Genomic DNA, 21,237 nt, shown 5'->3' with positions numbered 1-21,237 from the left:
GGGAGATTGCGCGCTGGCGTCGGATGGCATTGTCTGCAGTGGTGATGATCTTTACGAACTGCATCTGCCTCTCCTTTCACCTATCGCCGGGCGCAATTCTAATATCGCAAACGGTACCTTTTCCTCGGTAAGCGGCTCTTTTGCCGTCTCCGTTTTCGATGGTCGCTATATTACGCTAAAGTGCCCGCTGCACAAGCGACAAATTCAAATTTCTGAAAAGTTTTTTCATTAGTTTGTGAAATGCAGTGCAAATACGCTCCGTTCCTGCGAAAATACGCCTGACTACGAGTTGATGGTTATAACGTCTGAAACAATTTCGAAACGAAAGGCGCGTTTTATGCAAACTTACGAATCGGACGCCAATATCGGAAACATTAAGCTCATCGCCGTCGACATGGACAAGACGCTGCTGACCGACGAGCGCGTGCTGCCGCAAGGCCTTGACGAACGCCTGGACAAGCTCGCCGAAGCCGGCATCGTATTCTGCCCCGCCAGCGGACGTCCCGCCCCCAAGCTCGAGGAGATGTTCGAGGGCATCAAGAACCGCCTCGCCTTTTGTCCCGATAACGGCGCGTGCGTGATATATCGCGGCAACTATATCTATAAGAGCAATATCGATGTGGCGCTCTACCACAAGGTCCTGGCACATGCCGTGGAGGACCCGCGCGCCGTTCCCGTCCTGTGCTGCTATGACGATGCTTACGTTTTGGCGCGCGACCACAAGTACCACGACGAGATCAGCATCTACTATTCTGCCATCAACTACATCGACACCTTTGAGGGTCTTGACGTCGAATCCAACAAGATTTCGATCTTCTTCCCCGCCTACGACGCCGAGCCTGCGTTCCGCGAGACCTATAACCCCGCGTTCTCGGATCAGCTCTACGTCACCAATGCGGGCCGCGAGTGGATTGACTTTATGAACCTGGGCGTCGACAAGGGCGCCGGCGTCGCGCACCTGTGCGAGCACTTGGGCATCGATATCGCCGATGCCGCCGCCGTGGGCGACACCTACAACGATATCCCTATGCTCGAGCGCGTCGGGCATAGCTTTATCGTGGACAATGCCGAAGAGCATATGAATGCGCACGCCAAGTGGCGCATTCCGAGCAACAACGACGGGGGCGTACTGACGCTCATCGACGCCATCTTGGCGGCTCGGTAATCTATCTCATCGCCATGCCCGGGGCCGGCCGTTTGATTTTTGCTCGGTCAGGTCCTGGGCTCGCTCGAAGGCCACATTAAGTGGCCTTCGGCTCGTGCGGAATCTACAAAAATCAAACGGCCGGCCCCGGGCATGGCTATGTTGACTTGCTTGCCGCCTAGATGGCGTCTTGGGTGTCTAGATACTTGGCTGATTTTTTGGAATGAAGGGGGCTCCTTGTTGGCAAGGAGCCCCCTTCTGCCTTTAGTTACTTTGGAACTGTGGTTGCTTTCCTATTTCGCGTCGGCCCAGGTTATGCCGGTGCTGGCTTCGGCGATGAGGGGTACGCGGAGGTCTACGACGTGCTCCATGACGTCGCGGACCATGGCGGTCAGGCGCTCGACTTCGTCGACGGGGCACTCAAAGTCCAGTTCGTCGTGCACCTGCAAGATCATGTGGGCGGCAAAGCCCTCTTCTTCCAGGCGGCGGCTTACGCGGGCCATCGCGATCTTGATGATGTCGGCGGCGGTGCCCTGCATGGGGTGATTCATGGCCGTGCGCTCGCCAAAGCCGCGGAGCTGTGGGTTTTTGGCCTTGAGCTCTGGAATATGGCGACGACGGCCATACATGGTCTCGGCATAGCCCGTCTGCTTGGCGCGCGCCACCACGTTGTCGAGGAACGTGCGCACGCCCGGGTAGGCCTCGTAGTAGCGATCGATCATGCCACGCGCCTCGGCCATCGAGATGTGCAGCGACTGCGACAGACCGTACGCCTGCTGACCATACACAATGCCAAAATTCACGGCCTTGGCGCGACTGCGCAGGTCGGGAGTTACCTCGGACACGGAAACGCCAAACACGCGCGCGGCCGTCTCGGCATGGAAGTCCTCGCCCTCGTTAAAGGCGCGCACCAGGTGCTCGTCACCCGAGAGATGCGCGAGTAGACGCAACTCGATCTGCGAGTAGTCCACCGCCAAAAAGACACTGCCCTCGCCTGCCGAAAACGCCGTCTTAACGGTACGGCCCAGCTCAGAGCGCGTCGGGATGTTCTGCAGGTTCGGGTCGCTCGAGGACAGGCGACCCGTTGCCGTGATGGTCTGGTTGTACGTGGTGTGCACGCGACCGTCACCACGGCGCAGCGGACCTAGCGTGTCCAGATAGGTCGACTTAATCTTGGACTTCTCACGCCAGTCCAAAATCAGGCGCACGATTTCGTGGTCGCGCGCAAGGTCGCTCAGCACTTTGGCGTTGGTCGAATAGTACCCGCGCTTGGTCTTTTTGAGGCCCTTGGTCGGAAGCCCCATAACGTCAAAGAGCACGTGCGAGAGCTGCATGGGACTGCCGATGTTAAACGTCTCATCACCTGCCAGGTCGCGAATGCTGCGCTCGACCTCGGCAATCTGAGTCGCCAGGCCCTCGGACAGGCTGCGCAGCCGGTCGGGATCTACGAGCATGCCCGCGCGCTCCATCTTGGCAAGCACCGGCACGAGCGGCATCTCAATGCCATCGAACACGTTGGCGGCGTTCTCGCGGGCCATGCGGTCGCGAAGCGGCGCCACGAGTGCCAGCGTCAACGCCACGGTACGGGCAGCAGGAGCAGGAGCGTCCTCGCCAGCACCATCCGCACCGCGCGCCGCAGGCAGCGCCATCTGCAGATAGGTATCGGCCAGATATGCCTCGTCAAACTCGGAACGGTCGGAATCCAACAGGTACGCGGCAACCACGGTATCAAAGATGCGCACGGAATCGACTGCCAGCGGGTCCATGAGCTCGGGCTCAGAAGAATCGATGGGCGAAAGCTCATGCAGCAACGCCTTCATGTCCGGGCTCGCCACGCGGCCCTCCATAAACAGGCGCGCGAGCACGCCAGCGATAACGCCGTGGGCGGAATTGAAGCCCTCGACAGCGGCAGGCGTGCCGTCATCGGCTTCCTCGAGCGCAAAGAGCCCCTTGGGCGTCGCCAGCCACAGCGTACGCGTCAGGCCAAAGAGCGCACCCTCCTCCTTGTCATCGTCCACCAAGGCGGCGACCCACTCGTCCGCATCAATCGCGCGAGAGATCTCGGCCGCCACAGCAGCAAGTGCCTCAGCATCGCCGGCGGCCGCACGCGAAACCGCGGGCATCTCGAACGCGCTGGCAGCGGGCACGACCCCGCCCTCGCCGCCAATCAGCGCCAGGAAGCGGTTCTGCATGGCCGTAATGCCAAGTGCGCCCAGCGCCGCGGACACCTCATCGGCAGAAAACGATGGGAAGGACGTCGCGTCAAAGTCGAGCTCGACAGGTGCATCGGTGCGGATGGTCGCAACCTTGCGGCTCAGCAGCGCATCGTCGATGTGTGCACGCAGGTTCTCGCCCATCTTGCCCTTGACCTCGTCGGCATGCGCAATGACCTCGTCCAAGCTGCCGTACTGCGCGATGAGCGCGCTCGCCTTTTTGGGGCCGATGCCCGGTACGCCGGGAATGTTGTCCGACGTATCGCCCTTCAGACCGTAAAAATCGGGCACGAGCGCCGGTGTAATGCCGTGATACAGGTCGTCCACGCTCTCGGGCGTCATGATCGCCACATCGGACAGGCCCTTGCGAGTCGAGACCACGTTGACGTGCTCGGTCACAAGCTGATACATGTCACGGTCGCCGGTCACCAGCAGCATGTCGCAGCCGGCCTCCTCACCCAGGCGCGCCATGGTTCCCAGGATATCGTCGCCTTCCCAGCCCTCGGACTGCAGAATTGGCACGTTGAGCGCCGTGAGCAGCTCCTTAATCATGGGAAACTGCGCATGCAGATCGGGGTCCATGGGCGGGCGCTGCGCCTTGTACTGCGGCAGCATCTCCATGCGCACGCGCGGCTTGCCCTTGTCAAACGCCACGACCACACCGTCGGGGTTAAAGGCATCGATCATCTTAAGAAACATGTTCAGAAAGCCAAAGATCGCGTTGGTGGGGCGACCGTCCGGCGCGTTCATGGTCGGCGGCACGGCGTGGAAGGCGCGGTGCATGAGCGAGTTGCCGTCGATAACGGCAAAGGTGCGGCGCTTGTCAGACATATTGAATACCTCGCTTTGGACTGGGCACGGCTTGCTCACTCCAGTTTACACGCTCCCCGCCCCGCGGCCACCGCACATCAAGCTCCCCCGCCACCGCGCGTTCCCGAGTGATACGATGGCTCACGGTACAACAACCAGCACGATCGATCCGAAAGGAGCCTGCGTCATGGAGCGTCCCTGCGCATGGAAAAAGTACACGCCACAGCAAATCGAGGAGCTCGAGGAGCTTTGCCGCGGCTATAAGCAGTTTTTGAGCGAGAACAAGACCGAGCGCCTGTGCGTCAAGACCGGCATCAAGATGGCCGAGGAGGCGGGATACGTCGACCTGGAGACCGTGATCGCCGAAGGCCGCGAGCTCAAGGCAGGCGACAAGGTGTACGCCGCCAACCACGGCAAGGATCTTATGCTCGTCAACCTGGGCACCGCCCCGCTCGAGCAGGGCTTTAACATCCTGGGCGCCCACGTGGACTCGCCGCGCCTTGACCTCAAGCAGAATCCCGCGTTCGAGGCCGGCGACATGGCCTACCTCGACACGCACTACTACGGTGGTGTCAAGAGCTACCACTGGGTGGCCTCCCCGCTCGCACTCGTGGGCGTCATCTGCAAAAAGGACGGCACCACCGTCGACATCAACATCGGCGACAAGGCCGACGATCCGGTCTTTACCATCTCCGACCTGCTGATCCACCTCTCGAGCGAGCAGATGTCCAAGCCCGCCAAGGACGCCGTCGACGCCGAGATCCTCGACGTGATCGTGGGCGGCCGTCCCGTAAAATTTGACGAGGACGACAAGGACGCTCCCAAGGAGCCCGTCAAGCAGATGTTCCTGGATATCCTCAAGGAGCAGTACGACGTCGAGGAGGAGGACTTCCTCTCCGCCGAAATCGAGGTCGTGCCCGCCGGCCCCGCCCGCGACATGGGCCTCGACCGCTCCATGATTTTGGGCTATGGCCACGACGACCGCGTCTGCGCCTACCCCTCCATGCTCGCCCAGATCAATGTGGCCAACGTGGAGCGCACGAGCATCACGCTCATCGTCGACAAGGAGGAGATTGGCTCCGTGGGAGCCACCGGCATGACAAGCCGCTTCTTCGAGAACACCGTCGCCGAGATCATGACGCTCGCCGGCGAGGGCAGCCCGCTGGCCCTGCGCCGCGCACTCGCCCGCAGCCGCATGCTCTCCTCTGACGTATCCGCCGGCTTCGATCCGGGCTACGCCGGCAAGTTCGAGACCAAGAATGCAGCCTTTATGGGTCGCGGCCTGTGCTTTAACAAGTACACGGGCAGCCGCGGCAAGGGCGGTTCCAACGACGCCGACGCCGAGTATATGGCCCTCATCCGCGACATTATGGACGAGGCCGGCGTGGACTTCCAGACCTGCGAGCTCGGTCGCGTCAACGCGGGCGGCGGCGGCACCATCGCCTACATCATGGCCAAGTACGGCATGAACGTCATCGACTCCGGCGTTGCCGTCCTGTCCATGCACGCCCTGTGGGAGGTCGCCAACAAGGCCGATATCTACGAGGCCTATCGCGGCTACAAGGCCTTCCTCGAGCGCGCATAATCAACCCTTCATCAGTTGCGGTGAGATACGGACTAAACTGGCCCATAAACGGCCAAAACAGACCGTATTACACCGCAACTTCCTTTTTGGCAGAGGAGAGTCCATGCTGCAGGTCATCATTTCGCCCGCCAAGCAGATGCGCGCAGCCCAAGATGCTTTTGAAGTCCTGGGCATTCCACCCTTTGTGCGCGAGACGGCTCGCCTCCACCGCGCACTGCTAGATATCGAGCGGAATGAAGGCAGCGGCAGCCTGCAGGCGCTGTGGAACGTGAGTGACAAACTGCTGGGGCCCTGCCTCAACACCCTGCATGAGTTCGAGCCCATCTTGCAAAACGGCGATCTCGACAATCCCGCACTCGCCCGTCACCTCTCCCCTGCCGTCATGTCCTATCACGGCATTCAATACCAAAGCATGGCGCCCGAGGTGATGGATTCCGCACAGCTCGCATGGCTGCAAGACCATCTGTGGATCCTCTCGGGCCTTTACGGATGCGTACGCCCCTTTCATGCCGTTGAACCGTATCGGCTGGAGATGGGCGCGAAGCTTGCCGTCGACGACGCCCGAGACCTCTACGCGTTTTGGGGCGACAAGCTCGCACGGGTCATCGCTCCGGCAGGCTCCAACGCCACGATCGTCAACCTCGCCAGCGCGGAATACGCCAAAGCCGTTCTGACCCGCCTCACCACCGACGCCACGGTCGTCACATGTCTCTTTGGCGAAGGCATCCGCAACGGCAAGCCCATCCAACGCTCGACCGCCAGCAAAAAAGCGCGCGGCTCCATGGTGCGCTGGATGGCAGAAAACAAGTTCGAGGATGCAAGCGGGCTCACCGCGTTCGACGTTGGTTATCGTTACTTTCCCGAGCTTTCAAATAAAAACACTTTGGTCTTCCTGAACGAACAGGCCTTGTAGGACTACCGCTACTTTTGAATGTGCTGCCTAGGCACGGCGTCTATTCCGCCAGGCCGTCGGCTTTTGCAATCTCGCTCGTCGAGCCATCTTGGTAGGTAACCTTAACGTGCTCCACCTCGGGCGTCTCAACACCCGACGGAGGCTCCAGGCGCCATTCCGTCAGGGCTATATCCATGGTCGTGGGTACATCCCCCTGATCTTTGAGCTCGACCGACAGCGTCCTAAGCGACGCATCGAAGGTCACGCGCTCGATCTCTTCACCAGGAATGGAACCACCGCTCAGCTGCAGTTGCACAAACTTGTCGCGCGGATACCAATAGTCGCCCGGCGCGGCAACGGTATTGCCACCCGCGACCTTCGCCGTCATAATCGGCAGGCTATCGTCCGCCTCAAACGTCCAGGAAACTCCCCCACGCCCGCCAAACGTCCAGATACAACAGGCAATCACCATCACGACAAGAATCGCGAAACCAATTGCGACCAGCCCATGATGGGCGCGGCTCTCCTCGGCCGACACATCCCACTGCGTCTCTCGATACAGATGCTTGTCTTCCATGTTCGCCTCCCCGCGGGCATGCTCGTCGCGTCAATCGTACCCATTCGAGCTATACTTGAGCCCACCACATAAACGGGGAGCTTGCAGGACAAGACGGCAGGCTGAGACTGGGCGCGCCCGCCCTGACCCGCAAACCTGATATGGGTAATGCCAACGAAGGGAGCCGTGCCAATGAGCACACAGACCGAGCCCAAGCTCGTCACGCAAATCGACTTCGCCCGCGCCGGACAAATCACACCGCAGATGAAGGAGGTTGCCGAGCGCGAGCATCGCGACCCCGAGTACATCCGCGAGCGCGTGGCCGACGGCCGCATCGCCATTCCCGCCAACATCGTGCATATCAAAAAGGGCATGCGCGCCTTTGGCGTCGGCGAGGGCCTGTCTACCAAGGTCAACGTCAACCTGGGCATCTCGGGCGACAAGGCCGATGCCGCTGAGGAATGGAAGAAGGTCAAGATCGCCGAGGACTTTGGCGCCGACGCCATCATGGACCTCTCCAACTCGGGCAAGACGCGCCAATTCCGCCAGCAGCTCATCGACGAGACGCCGCTCATGGTAGGCACCGTCCCCATGTACGACGCCATCGGCTACATGGAAAAGCCGCTTGTCAAGCTTACCAAGGACGACCTGTTCGAGGTCGTGCGCGCGCACGCCGAGGACGGCGTGGACTTTATGACCATCCACTGCGGCATCAACAAGTCGGTCACCAAAACCTTTAAGGAGACCGGCCGTCTCATGAACATCGTCAGCCGCGGCGGCTCACTGCTGTTTGGCTGGATGGAGGTCACCGGCAACGAGAACCCCTTCTACGAGTACTTTGACGAGCTGCTCGAGATCTGCCACGAGTACGACGTAACGATTTCGCTCGGCGACTCCTGCCGCCCGGGCTGTCTCTACGACTCCAACGACGCCACCGAGACCGCCGAGATGATCGAGCTGGGCAAGCTGTGCAAGCGCGCTTGGGCCGCCGGCGTCCAGGTCATGGTCGAGGGCCCGGGGCACATGGCGCTCGACGAGATCGCCGCCAACATGAAACTGCAGAAGCGCCTGTGCCACAACGCCCCGTTCTACGTGCTCGGGCCGCTGGTGACCGATATCGGCGTGGGCTACGACCACATCACCGCAGCCATCGGTGGCGCCATCTCCGCGAGCTCGGGTGCCGACTTTTTGTGCTACGTGACACCGGCAGAGCACCTATGCCTGCCTAACGCCCAGGATGTGCTCGACGGCCTCATGGCCACCAAGATTGCCGCACACGCCGCCGACATCGCCAAAAAAGTGCCCCACGCCCGCGACATGGACGACAAGATGGGCCAGGCACGCCGCAAGCTCGACTGGGACGCCATGTGGAAGTGCGCGCTCGACCCGGTCACCGGCAAGAAGCGCTACGAGGAATCCCCTGCTGCCACCGAGGGCACCTGCACCATGTGCGGCAAGATGTGCGCCGTCCGCACCGTCAACAAGGTGTTCGAAGGCACGACGATCGACCTCGGCATGGAGGACTAACTCGTCACCGGAGCCATAATCGGCCACAAGGCGTTCGTCAATTGTTGACGTGTGAACATTTTCTTACATTTACGTAAAGATTGCGCCACCCGCCCGGGATCGGCATACAGCCGGCCCGGGCAACTTTATAATGCGGGCAGGAGACCCATTTGAATCCGACCGAACAAGGGAGCGAACATGGATCGTAGTAAGGTACCTGCCGTCCTGTCCATCGCAGGATCCGATTCCAGCGGCGGTGCCGGCATTCAGGCCGACATCAAGACCATCACGGCGCACCGCCTGTATGCCGAGACGGTCATCACGGCCATCACCGCACAGAACACCCTAGGCGTCACCGCCGTGCAGAACATCTCCCCGGATATTGTCGCGGCGCAGATCGATGCCGTTTTTGACGATATCCGCCCCAGTGCCGTCAAGATTGGCATGGTTTCTTCTGCCGAGATTATCGAAGTCATAGCCGACCGCCTGAGCGCCTGGGACGCACAAAATATCGTCGTCGATCCCGTCATGGTCGCCACTTCGGGCGCTCGTCTCATCGCCGAGGACGCCGCCGAAGCGCTTACACGCCGCCTGTTCCCGCTGGCGACCGTCATCACGCCCAACATTCCCGAGGCCATGGCGCTGCTCGACTACGAGGTCGATTCCGAGCGCACACAGCAAAACGCTGCCATGCTCCTCACCCGCCGTTTTGGCTGCGCGTCCCTCGTTAAGGGCGGGCATTTTGTCAACGAGGCCAACGATGTACTAGCAGAGCCCGCGCCGCTCGATGACGAGGGCAACCACCTGGGCGATCCGCTCACCACGTGGTTCCGCCACAAACGCATCGAGACCGACAACACACACGGCACCGGCTGTACGCTTTCATCCGCCATCGCCTGCGCGCTGGCCCAGGGCATGGATCTTGCCGATGCCGTCAACGCCGGCAAGGCCTACCTAACCGGCGCTCTCGCCGCCGGCCTGAACATGGGCAAGGGCTCCGGCCCCGTCAACCACATGTGGCAGTACTAAAAAGCCAGCAGCCAAAACCACCGCACAAACCACCACAAAGGCGCCTGTCCCTTTGTGGTGGTTTGGGGTCGCGCTACTGACCAAGCATCTCTTGGAGCTTGGCTGCCACGGCGTGGCCCAGGCTCTCGTGGCTTTCGGGCATCATGTGCAGATAATCGATATCGCCCGGCTCGGCAAAATCAGCGGCATTCAAAAAGTCGCAGCCAAACTGTTTAGCAGCATACGCATAGTATTCGGCAAAATGCTCCGAGGCCTCGACGGAGCGCTCGTCAAAGTCGGTCATGTACACATCGGCGATCTGCGGTTTAATCTTGATAGGCGCCATCAGCAGAATACGCGGGCAGGGCGCGGCTTCGGTCCAGGGAAACGCGCGGACGGTGCGAATCAGCGCCATGGCACCGTCAGCGATATCGGCAGCCCCCACGCTAAAGACCGTCTTGCAGTCGTTGGTGCCCAGCATAATCACGATCGCATCCAGCGGCTTATGAGCCTCGAGCAGCATCGGCAACGCGCGGATGCCGTTGAGATTAGTGTCCAGATGGCACATGTCGTCGCGTACCGTCGTGCGGCCGTTGAGGCCTTCCTCAATCACGTGCCAGCCCTCGCCCAGGTCGCGCTGGGCCACGCCGCACCAGCGCACATCGTGCGCATAGCGTACCGCGGTGCCGTCGCGCATGCCCGCCGGATCATAGCCGTAGGTATTGCTGTCGCCAAAGCATAGAACGTTTTTCATCGTAAGCCCTTCCTCTAGTAAAAAGAAAAAGTCGGCGGGAGCAGTCTCTCCCGCCGGATCGACCTATCTGTCAGCACATACCGATTACAGGTACTTGCGCCAATCGTCATCGTCTTCATCGTCCTCGGCGGCAGCCTGGGCCTGCTCGGCGGCGCGGACAGCCGCAGCGCGAGCGGCAACCTGGGCATAGGACTCCTCGTTGCGCTCGGGGAAGTTTGCCAGCACGTGCTCGAACTTGGCAAAATCTTCGTCCCAGCGCGTAGAGGGCACGGCAAAAAAGACCTGCTTGACCTTAAAGTCGCCCGATGCGAGCTCCTTGCGGAAGAGCTCGGCCACGGCCTCGGCGTCAAAGCCGTTGTTGTCGCAGCCCCAAGCGCCCAGCACGAGCTTCTCGCGACCCAGCTCGTCGCAGATGGCAAGCACAAAGCGGATGCGATCGCGCAGGGCGTCCAGCAGGGCATCGTCACCCACGCGATACTCCTGGCGAGCGCGCTTGGCGTTGGGCGCGGCGGCCACGATCACGTCGGCATACGCATGCACGTGGTTGCGGTCGAAGCGCACCGCGGGCACCACCAGCGCACGGTTGCGGTAAAGCTCGCAGTTGATATTACGGCGACGGTTCTCGCCGTACCATTTGCGCTGCTTATCGAGAACGTTGTACAGATACGAATCGGCACAGAGCGTGGCCTCCTGACCCAGATAACCCTGGATGTAGCCGCCGCCCGGGTTGGTGAACGAGGCAAAGGCGAGCACGGCCATGTCGCAGAACTGCGCGTAGCCTCGGCCGTTATCCAGAATGGCCTGCGTGGCAGAGGCGTCGAGCACGGTGACCTCGGGCAGGACCGGAGCGGGCTCCTCGGCAGCAGGCGCGGGCTCGGTCTCCGTGGCTTCCTCTGCGGGCACAGGCTCGGCCACGACCTCGGTCTCGGCAGGCACAACCTCGGCGGCCTCAGACTCATCGGCAACCTGCTCTTCGGCAGCAGCCACCTGGGCCTTAGCCTTCATCGCCGCGACAAATCCGGCAGGCATGCCCTCGAACTCGCGCACGCCGGCAAGCGAGCGTTCGATATCCTTTGCGCACGCTTCGGACACAGTCGCCACGTGACGCTCGGCGGCCTTGGCACGGGCCTCGCGCTTGGGATTGGGCTGTCCCGCGCGGTTGGGCCTACGGTTACGGTTCCTGTTGTCGACGTCTGCCATAAGTGGTCACCTTTCTCGGTCGCTGCCGCTATCGGCTTTTCCCATCCATGATACCCCGCCGCGTACAAAAAAGGCGGCCCCGAAGGACCGCCTTTCGCATCGATTTGCGCGCGGCAAGCACCGCTGCAATCTGGCACTAGTCGCGACGACCAAGGATGTTCAGAATGCGCAGAAACACGTTGATAATGTCCACGAACAGGTTGGACGCCATGAGCACGGCGTTGGGCAGCGTGGGCGGCACCGTCGTGGCCACGTAGGTGTCGTAGCCAATAAAGCCGGCGAACACCACAATCACGATCAGGTCGGTGATGGTCTGCGAGACGCCCATGAACATCAGCACGATCTCGACCAGAATCGTGGCAAGCAGAATGCCAAAACCAATGCCGTACACACGCTGGAAGAATTTGGGGAAGGTCACGCCCAGTGCGCCAAAGACAAAGGTGATGGCGGCAGTGGCGATAAAGGCGGTGTTGATGGTGGGCAGGTCGTAGTTGGCAAGGCCAAACGACGCGGTCAGACCAAAGGTGCTCGCAAAGATCGCGTAACCCGCGAGCGACAGGCCCACGGACTGTTTGCTGGCGGCGGCCGACATCATGACGATGCCGACAATGGTCAGGATAAACGAGCCAAAGACCAGCGGCAGGGCGGCGCCACTCATCATCATGCGCGCAAACGACATGGTGCCCGTAAAGTAGGCGCCAGCGCCCATAGCGCAAAAACCCAAAAAGATCAGGGCAGACATGGCAAGGTTGTACGCGCGCGGCGACATCTCCTTGGCACGGCTTGCTCCGGTCTCGATGGGGCCGTTCTGATAGCCCTGGATATCGTTCATAATTTCGTCCTTTCAAAAAGCGCCGCGACAGCGCCGTAGGCGACAAGATTCCTGCCATTGTACCCGAATGGCGCGCTCTTACCCGCGGCGCTCACTCTCGAGTGTGCGGTCGAACGCCCACACCCACCACCGCATTAGATGAGCCTGCGAGCCATCCGGTCGCTCACGCGCCTGGTCTTCCAGATACAGCTCGGTCGTATGTCCGCCAAAACGAACCTTATAGGTTGCCGTACGAATGCCGTGAACCGTCAGGCCAAAACCGGTAGACGAGACAATCTCGTCAATTGTAAAGCAGCGACCGTCGACCCAGCAGACGGCAACCGGCACAACTTGTCCGCCCGCGAGGATGCGGGCCACGACGTCCACATACTGCTTGTGCACGCGCCGAGTTTTGCCATCTGTCTGTCGATATTCCATGCCCCTATTATCGAACGCATGTTTGCATATTGTAAAGCGAACAGACTGTGGTTTTGGGGTGTCGGAGCGAGCGCACGTGTCCTCACGGCGTGTTAGCAAAAAGAACACCCGCGGTCAACAGGGCTAATATTCAATTTTAGTGCCAAAAAATTCACTTCTCCCGTCAGAACTCGGTAAAGAAACCCGCAGGAGGTGATACGATTTATCATGATTTTGTAACGTTTCTGCAAACTTCGAGAAAGCCCATATATGGACGTAACGTTCTCAGCCTTCCTCGGCCAACTTGTTTCGAACCCAGTCCTTGCCGTCACCGTGTTCCTCGCGCTCGGCGCCATCTTCGTCAACGGATGGACCGACGCGCCCAACGCCATCGCGACCTGTGTCACCACGCGTTGCATGCCCGCCCGCGCCGCCATTCTCATGAGTGCCGCGTTCAACTTTTTGGGCGTGCTCATCATGACGCACTTTAATGCCAGCGTTGCCAACACCATCTCCCATATCGTCGACTTTGGCGGAAACAGCACCATGGCGCTCGCGTGCCTCTGCGCGGCCCTGTTCTCCATCGTCGTCTACGGCGCCACGGCATCGCGTTTTGGCATCCCCACCTCGCAGAGCCACAGCCTCATCGCCGGTCTGACCGGCGCTGCCATCGCCCTCGGCGGCGCCAGCAGCGTCAATGTCCACGAGTGGATGAAGGTCATCTACGGCCTGGCGCTCTCCATCGGTCTGGGCTTTGTCATGGGCTGGGTCCTGTGCAAGCTTGTCTCGATTCTTTTCGCTGCCGCCAACAGGCGACGTGCCAACGTCTTCTTTAAATATGCTCAGATCGCGAGCGCCGCGGCCATGAGCTTTATGCACGGCGCGCAGGATGGACAAAAGTTCATCGGCGTGCTCTTTTTAGGTGTCGCCTTTGCCAACGGACAGACCGGCGTCGGCGACGCCGGCATCCCCATCTGGATCATGCTGCTGTGCTCGGCCACCATGGGCATCGGCACCAGCGTGGGCGGTGAGCGTATCATCAAGTCCGTCGGCCAGAGCATGGTTAAGCTCGAGAAGTATCAGGGCTTCTCTGCCGACCTGGCAGGAGCCGCAAACCTGCTGCTTGCCACGCTCACCGGTATCCCCGTGTCCTCCACGCACATCAAGACCTGCGCCATCATGGGCGTTGGCGCCGTCAAGCGCCTCTCGGCCATCAACTTCGGCGTGGTCAAGGACATGATGTTCACGTGGTTCTTCACCTTCCCCGCCTGTGGACTCATCAGCTTTGTTATGGCCAGGCTGTTCATGATGTTCCTCTAGTCAAACCGAACGTCCATCCGGACCGCATTACCTCGCCCACCCGTCTTCGCCCCGAAAGGATCACTCATGGCAAAGAAACCCGATTCGTTCTACTTTGACAACTACGTCGCCTGCGCCGACTTCGCCGTTCAGGCAGCCGAGCTGCTCACCAAGATTTTTGAGAACTTTGACCCCGCGCAGATCCACGACATGCTCGAGAAGATGCATGCGATTGAGCATGCAGCAGACAAGAAGCACCATGAGCTCGAAGACGCCCTGCTCACGGCCTTTATCACCCCGCTTGAGCGCGAGGACCTTAACCTAATGAGCTGCTCGCTCGATACCGTGCTCGACCGTATTGAGGGTGTCGTGCAGCGCCTCTACTTCACCAACATCCAGAGCATCCACCCCGATGCCATCGTGATCGCCCACAAGGTGACCGACGCCTGCCGCGCCATGAAGGACCTGATGGTCGAGTTGCCCAACTACCGCAAGTCCAAAACGCTGCGCGAGCTCGTCATCCAGATCAACACCATCGAGTCCGAGGCCGACGAACTCTACATCAACGCCATGCGTAACCTGCACGTCAACGGCAAGGACCCGCTCGAGGTCATCGCCTGGCGTGACGTGTACGCCTTCTTGGAGTACTGCGCCGACTGCTGCGAGAATGTGGCCGATGTCGTGGATTCGATTGTCATGAAGAACAGTTAATTGGGGGTACGCGTCCCGGCGGCGAAGGGTCGGCACCTGTTTGCTTTCTCACTCCGGCTGCGTAGCAGAGTCGTTCGAAAGTAAACAGGTGCCGGCCCTTCGCCTTACGTATCACCATTGGAACTTTGGCTGATAGTTTTAGCGCAATGGGGGTTAGGCTGAAGGGACCTTTGGTACCCGCTCGGACACTTTGGCCCTTGGTGAGCGTTTGACTGATTGCTGCTTTGGGTACTCTTTAGGTTACTTTGGGTTTGTTTGATTTTAATTGTTGGAGGGCTTGTATGTCGTATATGGATCTGGCTCGGTCTCGGTATTCTTGTCGTGAGTTTGCGGATCGTTCTGTTGAGCAGGCTGTGGTGGATACCATTGTTGAGGCTGGACGCATTGCTCCTTCTGCTTGCAATAATCATCCAACCCGTGTGATGGTGTTGGATACGCCTGAGCTTCTGGAAAAGGCAGCTGCTTGTCAGCCTCGGTTTGCTCGTGATGGGTCCATCTTTGGCGCTCCGCTCATCTTCCTCATTTGCAGCGTTACCAACGATGCTTGGGTGCGTCCCTATGACCAGATGAACTCCAGCGCTATCGACACCTCGATTGTTTGCGATCAGATGATGATGGAGGCCGAGGAACAGGGCCTGGGAACGTGCTGGGTATGCCATTTTAAGCCCGAGCTAGCCCGCGAGCAGTTCAACCTGCCCGAGGGCGTTTATCCCTACCACATGCTCGTCTGCGGCTATCCCGCCGACCATATCGCCGACCCCGAGCATCGCGAGGCCCGCACCATTCCCCTATCCAATTTCCTCCTCAAGTAGTTTTGGCCCATGCCCTAAAATCTACCTTTTACCGCTCAAACGTTCGCCGAGTTCTGCCCTATCGCACGCAGAGCTCGGCGTTATGTTTCCCAACCCGTATACAGCTACAAAAAAGGAGCTCGCAAGCGCGAGCTCCTTTTTTGTAGCTAGATTGTAGTTTTGGCGCTAGTCCAGGTCGTCCGCGGCAAAGTTGTCAATCGGGGCGAAGGGGTCGGCCACGGGGACAACCGGATCAGCGACAGGCAGCGGCTCGGCGGCAGGCATGGTCACGGCAGGAGAAGCCGCGGAACCGACCGGCGTAGAAGCCAGCAGATCGGCCGGGAAGGAATTCTGAGCATCGTCCATAAAGTGCTGAATGAGCTTGAGATACTCGGCCTTGAACTCCTCGCGGGAAGCCTTCAGACGGTCAATCTCCTCGAGCTCGGCCTGCTTCTCGGTCAGGGCCTGACGGATGACCTCGCGGGCCTTGGCGTCGGCCTCGTTGCGGATGCGGTCAGCATTCTCGTTAGCGTCGTTGACAATCGCCTCGGCGGTCTGCTGGGCCGCGATGAGAGCGGCGGAAATCTGACGCTCCTGAGCGGAGAAATCGGGAGCGGGAGTGGCGACAGGGGCAGCCTGAGCGGCAGAATCCTGGGCCTGCGCAAGCTGAGCCTGCGTATCGGCAAGCTGCTGCTCGGTGGCGGTCAGGCGACCCTTAAGATCAACGATCTTGGCAAGCATAGCGTCGACCTCGGAGGACAGGGTCTCCAGGAAGACGTCGACCTCGGCGGGATCGTAGCCGCGCTTGGCCTCAGAGAAGGTCTGAGCCTGGATGTCAGCAGGGGTAATAGCCATAACAAGTTCTCCTTTATCATCGCCTTGGCGCTAAGCGCCCGACATAGGTTACTGAGCCAGTCCTATACGAGTATACCTATAAGTAGCTGCAGAATCAGCTTCTGCACCAACTGCAACGCAATAATCGCAACGACCGGTGAAAAATCGATACCGCCCATCGGCGGCATAAACCGGCGAAACAGGTTGAGCCAAGGGCCGCAAACGCCGTCGAGCACCGCCGCGATATCCTGTAGCAAACCACCCTGCTTCATGGGAATCCACGTCATAAAGCAGTAGACCACAATCAACGTGGAATAAAAATTAAACAGCGTGTTGACAAGCTGAACGATGGTGTAGATGTTGATGGGAATCTCCTCACCTTGTCTTTACTTGAGATAGCCGTCGGCGCGAAGCTTCTTAAGATCCGAATCCTTGACCTCGCAGCCGGCGGGCAGCACCATAAACACGCGGTCGCCCACTTCTTTGACCGAAGCGCCCAGGCCGCAGGCAAAGCCATAGCTAAAGTCCAGGACGCGTTTGGCGACCTCGGTGCGAACGCCCACAAAGATCAGCGCGACAGGCTGCTTGGTGCGCACGCGGCGCACGACCGTCTCCACGTCGTCATAACTCTCCGGACGAAGAACGTAGGCCGGCAACTGAGGCGTGGCGTTGATGATATTGCTCGCATAGGCAGAGGCATCGCTCGGCGTTGAAGCAGGAGCGGGCACAGCGGCAGCGCGGACCCGAGCGTTCTCGGCGTAGCTTGACGGCGTGTCATAGGCGCCGGGACGATAACCGCCCGCAGCGGCATCCTGAGAGCGCGAAGGCGGATTGTACGTCGTAGCGTGACGGGAGTCGTCGCCGATCAGTTGACCGGAACGCGTGTACACAGCAACCGACTCAGCCTCTCCGCGGCGTGTCTGCCCCAGCAGTCCATTGCTCGGTTCATCTTGCGTGTAGAAGCCCTCGCCCGAAGCACCGCTGTAGCCGTTGTTCTGATAGCCGTCGTCATAGCCGTCATCGTAACCGTAGTCATCATCCTGGCCATAACCCTGGTCATAACCCTGCTGGCCGCCTAGGTGCATTTTATTTTTAATTTCGTCAAGGAAACCCATGGTTGTGTCCTCTCACGGTCTAATGCAGGCGCTCTGATAATCAGCGCGCACTTCAGGCTCTTATTTTACTTCAAACTCCGGGCTAAATACTACCCTGCCCAGGCGAACAAGCGTCGAGCCTTCCTCAAGGGCAGGCTCAAAGTCCTCGCTCATGCCGCAAGAAAGCTCAGGCAGACACAGATCGGGGTGTGCCGTCTCCAGCTCATCCCTCAACTCACGCAGCCCGGCAAAGGTTCGGCGCGCCACATCCTTATTCCCCCGGGGCGCCATGGTCATAAGCCCCTGCACGCAAATTCCCTCAAGCTCCGCAAGCTCGCCGGCGGAGGCACGAACCTCATCGGGCGAAAAGCCGCCCTTGGACTCCTCGCCGCTTACATTGACCTCGATCAGCACCCGCTGGGGAGCAGAAAGCTCGCCCGCTTTCATGTTGCGGACGGCACGGCTCGAGATAGCCTGCGCCAAATGAAGCGACCCCACCGAATGAATCAGCTCGGCCGCACCCAGCACCGCATTGATCTTGTTGGTCTGAAGATTACCGATCATATCGAAGCGCACCTCGGGCAGCTCCGGATGCTCCGCCAGCCCCGCAAGCTTGCGAACAAGCTCCTGCGGACGGTTCTCGGCAAAATGACGATACCCTGCCTGGATGGCGGCAACGGTCTCATCGACGCCAACGGTCTTGGAGACGGCAATCAGACGTGCGGCATCGTGAGAACGGCCCGCGCGATCGAGTGCGGCATAAAAGCGTTCGAGAATCTGCTCGCGGCGAGCGCGCATAACGTTCAAATAATTATCCATTGCCAATCGCCTCCGCTAACAGCCATACAAGTAGTCCCATGCTAACGCAAGAGCGCGGCCCTGCATGTGCAAGGCCGCGCTCACTTAGGTATTTACAATCTTTCGACGAACGGAGCTACACTACTCCTCGTCATCCTCGGTATCGTCCTCGTCCTCGAGGTGCTCGAGCAGGTAGCGAAGACCCTCGCTCACCTCGTTAGCGGGCACCTTGGCAACAAAGCGCGCATCGACAGCGGGCCTCATGATGACGCCCTCGCCCGAAGGCACGCGCATGCTCTCGAGCTCATCCTCGTCCGTACGGGCGATATCGCCGGCGTTCATGCGCTGGCCGGTCAAAAGGAAGGTCAGACGGCAGGCGGCATCGATGGAAATCGAGGCGATGCGATCGAGGTAGCGCGAAACCATGATGGCGCGGCGCAGATCGTCATAGTTGCTGTCGTCGTCCATAAACTCGCCCGCGTCCATGCGGTTGAAGGTACGGAAGAACTTCTCATAGGCCGCATGCACCGGCTCGTCCTCGACGGCCAAGTTGCAGATGATGGACATGTCGTTGGTGACGAGCGCGGAAAGCGACGAGCCCAGCACCTGGTATACGGCTTCGGCCTCGGCCTCAACCGTACCGACGAGCTCCTGGGGCAGCGAGATATCGGCCTTGACCATATGACGCGTGGCGCGGCAGATCTGGCGAACCTTATCGGTCATGCGCTGCAGGTTAAAGTCGACGTAGATGATCGTCTGCAGCAAGCGGAAGTCGGAGGCGACCGGCGACTGCGTAGCGATCAGGTTGTAGCACACGGCCTCCAGGTTGGCGCAGCGCGCGTCAATCGAAAGCGTGCGCTTCTTGGTCTTGGTGGCGAGCTTGCGGTCGTCGGTCACATAGGCCTTCACGGCGTCGTGAAGAGCCAGGTCTACAGCCTCGTAGATGCTCAACATCTCGTGACGAGCCTCGACGAGCTGACGGGAAAACAGTTTGCGCATGGTTCACTCCAATCAGTTGGGTGCGGTCATGCCGCCCGCACAGTGAATACGCACCGGACCAGGTCCGATCGGCTTGGGACTAGTCGCACCGATCAGCCAAAGCGGCCGGTGATATAGTCTTCCGTCCGCGAATCCACCGGGCTGGTGAAGATCGCGTCGGTTTGACCATACTCGATGAGCGTGGCGGGCTCGCCGGCAACCTCCTGCAAGAAGAAGGCGGTGTAGTCGCTAATGCGAGCTGCCTGCTGCATTGAATGTGTGACGATGATGATCGTCATCTCGGGCGCCAGCTCGGCCATCAGATCCTCGACCTTGGAGACGGACGTGGGGTCGATGGCGGAGCAGGGCTCGTCCATCAGAAGGACATCGGGCTGCACCGCGAGCACACGCGCGATGCACAGACGCTGCTGCTGACCGCCCGAAAGCGCCAAACCATCCTTGTTGAGCTGATTGGATACCTCTTTCCAGAGGTTGGCGCGCTTGAGCGATTCTTCCACGATGTCATCGAGGTCGCTTTTGCTAGTCACGCCCTGCAGACGAGGGCCAAAAGCAACATTCTCGTAGATGGATTTAGGAAACGGGTTGGGCTGCTGAAAAATCATGCCCACGCGGCGGCGAAGGTCGACCGGGTCGACGCCCTCGGCATAGATATCGTTGCCGTCGAGCGTCATGGTGCCCTCGACGCGAGTGCCCTCGATAAGGTCGTTCATACGGTTGATACAGCGCAAAAACGTCGATTTGCCGCAGCCCGAAGGGCCGATAAACGAGGTAATGGAGTTTTTGGCGATGTTGAGGTCGAGACCCGTCAGCGCATGAAAGTCACCGTACCAAAAGTTGAAATCCTTGGCCGTGATGGCCGCTTGCTCCAGCGTGGGAGCGGACTGATAGACGGACATGGGACTCCTTAACTAGCGGCGTTTGCGCGACAGATAACGCGCAAACAGGTTGAAGGCCAGAATAATCGCCATCAGCAAAAGCGCGGTGCCGTAGGCTGCGTTCATGTTGATGCCGTCATTGGCAAGCAGATAAAGGTGAACGGTCATGGGGCGACCGGAATCGAGCGGCGAAATAGGCAGGTTGATGGCCTGGCCCATGGTGTAGAGCACCACGGCGGTCTCGCCGATGGCGCGACCGATGGCAAGCACGATGCCGGTGGCGATGCGGCCAAAAGCCGAAGGAAGCACGATCTTGGAGACGACCTGCCACTTGGTGGCACCCAGGCCATATGCGCCCCAACGGATATAGCGCGGAACGGCGCGGATTGCCTCCTCGGTGGTACGCATGACAATGGGCAGCATCAGAAGTGCGAGCGCCAGGGCGGCCGAAACCATCGAAAGACCCAGGCCCATGGCCTCGACAAACAAGGCGTAGCCAAAAAGGCCCATAACAATGGAGGGCACCGAGGCCAGGGCATCGGCAGCATAGCGAATGATGTCGACAACCTTGCCCTGCTTGGCATACTCGGCCAGATAGACCGCAGCCAAGACGGCAACCGGCGTGCAGATGAGCATGGCGAGCGCCGTCACGTAGACGGTCGAGACGATCGTGGGCCAAATGCCGCCCTCGGCGTTTACTCCCTGCGGCCAGCCAAAGATAAAGTCGAGCGAGATGTTCGGCAGACCGTTGATAACTACATAGGCGATGATGGCGACCAGCACCAGCGTGGTGATATAGGCCGCGGCACGAAACACGCCGAGCATAATCTTGTTGGACAGATCCTTGTTGATACGACCCTTCTTACCATGGGAAAGGGCACGCTTGATGCGTTCGCGCGACGAGGTCGTATCGACCGTCGTGTCAACGGAATCGGACATA

21 protein-coding genes are annotated in these 21,237 nt (G+C 59.9%); 8 read left to right on the top strand and 13 right to left on the bottom strand.

Translation table 11 applies throughout. The features are described 5' to 3' along the window. The first annotated feature begins 337 nt into the window (after positions 1-337). Complete coding sequence (locus tag ACQRCA_RS05130; protein ID WP_427719247.1) at positions 338-1,165, top strand: HAD family hydrolase; 828 nt, start codon at positions 338-340, stop codon at positions 1,163-1,165. 272 nt (positions 1,166-1,437) lie between these two features. Here the strand turns inward: ACQRCA_RS05130 and polA are convergent, their stop codons facing one another. Then, entirely contained in the window at positions 1,438-4,188 is a 2,751-nt protein-coding gene (gene polA / locus ACQRCA_RS05125; protein WP_427719244.1) for a DNA polymerase I, read from the bottom strand. A 166-nt stretch (positions 4,189-4,354) separates the two neighbouring features. On the opposite strand from polA, the gene ACQRCA_RS05120 reads away from it, so the two are divergent. Together ACQRCA_RS05120 and ACQRCA_RS05115 are read left to right on the top strand one after the other, a co-directional pair. Beyond that, positions 4,355-5,752 carry an aminopeptidase gene (locus ACQRCA_RS05120; protein WP_427719242.1) on the top strand — a complete coding sequence of 466 codons (1,398 nt, stop codon included), beginning with the start codon at positions 4,355-4,357 and terminating at the stop codon, positions 5,750-5,752. A 103-nt stretch (positions 5,753-5,855) separates the two neighbouring features. Further along, positions 5,856-6,665 carry a YaaA family protein gene (locus ACQRCA_RS05115; protein WP_427719239.1) on the top strand — a complete coding sequence of 270 codons (810 nt, stop codon included), beginning with the start codon at positions 5,856-5,858 and terminating at the stop codon, positions 6,663-6,665. 40 nt (positions 6,666-6,705) lie between these two features. Here the strand turns inward: ACQRCA_RS05115 and ACQRCA_RS05110 are convergent, their stop codons facing one another. After that, entirely contained in the window at positions 6,706-7,221 is a 516-nt protein-coding gene (locus ACQRCA_RS05110; RefSeq protein ID WP_427719236.1) for a hypothetical protein, read from the bottom strand. Between the two features lie 171 nt (positions 7,222-7,392). On the opposite strand from ACQRCA_RS05110, the gene thiC reads away from it, so the two are divergent. Both thiC and thiD read left to right on the top strand, forming a co-directional pair. Continuing rightward, a complete protein-coding gene (thiC, locus tag ACQRCA_RS05105) occupies positions 7,393-8,727 on the top strand; it encodes a phosphomethylpyrimidine synthase ThiC (RefSeq protein ID WP_099431544.1) in 1,335 nt (444 codons plus the stop codon). Positions 8,728-8,904: 177 nt separating this feature from the next. After that, positions 8,905-9,735, top strand: a complete 831-nt coding sequence (thiD, locus tag ACQRCA_RS05100) for a bifunctional hydroxymethylpyrimidine kinase/phosphomethylpyrimidine kinase (protein WP_427719233.1) — start codon at positions 8,905-8,907, stop codon at positions 9,733-9,735. Between the two features lie 73 nt (positions 9,736-9,808). Here thiD and ACQRCA_RS05095 read toward each other — a convergent pair whose 3' ends face one another. The 4 genes from ACQRCA_RS05095 to ACQRCA_RS05080 form a co-directional block, all read right to left on the bottom strand. Then, entirely contained in the window at positions 9,809-10,468 is a 660-nt protein-coding gene (locus tag ACQRCA_RS05095) for an SGNH/GDSL hydrolase family protein (RefSeq protein WP_427719230.1), read from the bottom strand. Between the two features lie 84 nt (positions 10,469-10,552). Next, positions 10,553-11,668 carry a TIGR02452 family protein gene (locus tag ACQRCA_RS05090; RefSeq protein WP_427719227.1) on the bottom strand — a complete coding sequence of 372 codons (1,116 nt, stop codon included), beginning with the start codon at positions 11,666-11,668 and terminating at the stop codon, positions 10,553-10,555. 136 nt (positions 11,669-11,804) lie between these two features. Beyond that, positions 11,805-12,500 carry a Bax inhibitor-1 family protein gene (locus ACQRCA_RS05085; protein ID WP_154515280.1) on the bottom strand — a complete coding sequence of 232 codons (696 nt, stop codon included), beginning with the start codon at positions 12,498-12,500 and terminating at the stop codon, positions 11,805-11,807. A gap of 78 nt (positions 12,501-12,578) precedes the next feature. Beyond that, complete coding sequence (locus ACQRCA_RS05080; RefSeq protein WP_427719224.1) at positions 12,579-12,917, bottom strand: hypothetical protein; 339 nt, start codon at positions 12,915-12,917, stop codon at positions 12,579-12,581. Between the two features lie 249 nt (positions 12,918-13,166). On the opposite strand from ACQRCA_RS05080, the gene ACQRCA_RS05075 reads away from it, so the two are divergent. The 3 genes from ACQRCA_RS05075 (at position 13,167) to ACQRCA_RS05065 (ending at position 15,718) form a co-directional block, all read left to right on the top strand. Continuing rightward, on the top strand, positions 13,167-14,216 hold the full coding sequence (locus tag ACQRCA_RS05075; RefSeq protein ID WP_427719222.1) for an inorganic phosphate transporter: 1,050 nt from the start codon (positions 13,167-13,169) through the stop codon (positions 14,214-14,216). Between the two features lie 66 nt (positions 14,217-14,282). Then, positions 14,283-14,906, top strand: coding sequence for a DUF47 domain-containing protein (locus ACQRCA_RS05070; RefSeq protein ID WP_427719219.1), 624 nt, complete (start codon positions 14,283-14,285; stop codon positions 14,904-14,906). 281 nt (positions 14,907-15,187) lie between these two features. Further along, positions 15,188-15,718, top strand: coding sequence for a nitroreductase family protein (locus tag ACQRCA_RS05065; protein WP_427719217.1), 531 nt, complete (start codon positions 15,188-15,190; stop codon positions 15,716-15,718). 165 nt (positions 15,719-15,883) lie between these two features. On the opposite strand, the gene ACQRCA_RS05060 is transcribed toward ACQRCA_RS05065, so the two are convergent. From ACQRCA_RS05060 to pstA, 7 genes are all read right to left on the bottom strand, one after another. Next, entirely contained in the window at positions 15,884-16,552 is a 669-nt protein-coding gene (locus ACQRCA_RS05060) for a DivIVA domain-containing protein (RefSeq protein ID WP_154515270.1), read from the bottom strand. A gap of 62 nt (positions 16,553-16,614) precedes the next feature. Next, the gene (locus ACQRCA_RS05055; RefSeq protein WP_427719264.1) at positions 16,615-16,860 is read right to left on the bottom strand and encodes a YggT family protein; all 246 of its coding nucleotides are present in this window, start codon (positions 16,858-16,860) and stop codon (positions 16,615-16,617) included. A 57-nt stretch (positions 16,861-16,917) separates the two neighbouring features. Further along, positions 16,918-17,646: a cell division protein SepF gene (gene sepF, locus ACQRCA_RS05050; protein ID WP_154515266.1), complete on the bottom strand. Its 729-nt coding sequence runs from the start codon at positions 17,644-17,646 to the stop codon at positions 16,918-16,920. 60 nt (positions 17,647-17,706) lie between these two features. Next, on the bottom strand, positions 17,707-18,444 hold the full coding sequence (locus ACQRCA_RS05045; RefSeq protein WP_427719214.1) for a YggS family pyridoxal phosphate-dependent enzyme: 738 nt from the start codon (positions 18,442-18,444) through the stop codon (positions 17,707-17,709). Positions 18,445-18,564: 120 nt separating this feature from the next. Then, entirely contained in the window at positions 18,565-19,422 is an 858-nt protein-coding gene (locus ACQRCA_RS05040; RefSeq protein WP_427719211.1) for a phosphate signaling complex PhoU family protein, read from the bottom strand. A gap of 92 nt (positions 19,423-19,514) precedes the next feature. After that, complete coding sequence (gene pstB / locus ACQRCA_RS05035) at positions 19,515-20,318, bottom strand: phosphate ABC transporter ATP-binding protein PstB (protein WP_427719209.1); 804 nt, start codon at positions 20,316-20,318, stop codon at positions 19,515-19,517. A gap of 12 nt (positions 20,319-20,330) precedes the next feature. Beyond that, positions 20,331-21,236: a phosphate ABC transporter permease PstA gene (gene pstA, locus ACQRCA_RS05030; protein ID WP_427719206.1), complete on the bottom strand. Its 906-nt coding sequence runs from the start codon at positions 21,234-21,236 to the stop codon at positions 20,331-20,333. Position 21,237: the final 1 nt, after the last annotated feature.

The organism is Collinsella sp. SGI.095, from assembly GCF_050314535.1.
GTDB lineage: Bacteria > Actinomycetota > Coriobacteriia > Coriobacteriales > Coriobacteriaceae > Collinsella.
Note: the sequence above shows the minus strand (reverse complement) of the source record. Positions and strands in the feature narration are given on the sequence as shown.

Coding starts and splice junctions, on each gene's coding strand:
- ACQRCA_RS05130 (WP_427719247.1), top strand. CDS start 338: ATGCAAACTTACGAATCGGACGCCAATATCGGAAACATTAAGCTCATC.
- ACQRCA_RS05120 (WP_427719242.1), top strand. CDS start 4,355: ATGGAGCGTCCCTGCGCATGGAAAAAGTACACGCCACAGCAAATCGAG.
- pstA (WP_427719206.1), bottom strand. CDS start 21,236: ATGTCCGATTCCGTTGACACGACGGTCGATACGACCTCGTCGCGCGAA.
- ACQRCA_RS05115 (WP_427719239.1), top strand. CDS start 5,856: ATGCTGCAGGTCATCATTTCGCCCGCCAAGCAGATGCGCGCAGCCCAA.
- pstB (WP_427719209.1), bottom strand. CDS start 20,318: ATGTCCGTCTATCAGTCCGCTCCCACGCTGGAGCAAGCGGCCATCACG.
- ACQRCA_RS05060 (WP_154515270.1), bottom strand. CDS start 16,552: ATGGCTATTACCCCTGCTGACATCCAGGCTCAGACCTTCTCTGAGGCC.
- ACQRCA_RS05070 (WP_427719219.1), top strand. CDS start 14,283: ATGGCAAAGAAACCCGATTCGTTCTACTTTGACAACTACGTCGCCTGC.
- ACQRCA_RS05045 (WP_427719214.1), bottom strand. CDS start 18,444: ATGGATAATTATTTGAACGTTATGCGCGCTCGCCGCGAGCAGATTCTC.
- ACQRCA_RS05065 (WP_427719217.1), top strand. CDS start 15,188: ATGTCGTATATGGATCTGGCTCGGTCTCGGTATTCTTGTCGTGAGTTT.
- sepF (WP_154515266.1), bottom strand. CDS start 17,646: ATGGGTTTCCTTGACGAAATTAAAAATAAAATGCACCTAGGCGGCCAG.
- ACQRCA_RS05090 (WP_427719227.1), bottom strand. CDS start 11,668: ATGGCAGACGTCGACAACAGGAACCGTAACCGTAGGCCCAACCGCGCG.
- ACQRCA_RS05095 (WP_427719230.1), bottom strand. CDS start 10,468: ATGAAAAACGTTCTATGCTTTGGCGACAGCAATACCTACGGCTATGAT.
- ACQRCA_RS05040 (WP_427719211.1), bottom strand. CDS start 19,422: ATGCGCAAACTGTTTTCCCGTCAGCTCGTCGAGGCTCGTCACGAGATG.
- ACQRCA_RS05080 (WP_427719224.1), bottom strand. CDS start 12,917: ATGGAATATCGACAGACAGATGGCAAAACTCGGCGCGTGCACAAGCAG.
- polA (WP_427719244.1), bottom strand. CDS start 4,188: ATGTCTGACAAGCGCCGCACCTTTGCCGTTATCGACGGCAACTCGCTC.
- thiD (WP_427719233.1), top strand. CDS start 8,905: ATGGATCGTAGTAAGGTACCTGCCGTCCTGTCCATCGCAGGATCCGAT.
- ACQRCA_RS05110 (WP_427719236.1), bottom strand. CDS start 7,221: ATGGAAGACAAGCATCTGTATCGAGAGACGCAGTGGGATGTGTCGGCC.
- ACQRCA_RS05075 (WP_427719222.1), top strand. CDS start 13,167: ATGGACGTAACGTTCTCAGCCTTCCTCGGCCAACTTGTTTCGAACCCA.
- thiC (WP_099431544.1), top strand. CDS start 7,393: ATGAGCACACAGACCGAGCCCAAGCTCGTCACGCAAATCGACTTCGCC.
- ACQRCA_RS05085 (WP_154515280.1), bottom strand. CDS start 12,500: ATGAACGATATCCAGGGCTATCAGAACGGCCCCATCGAGACCGGAGCA.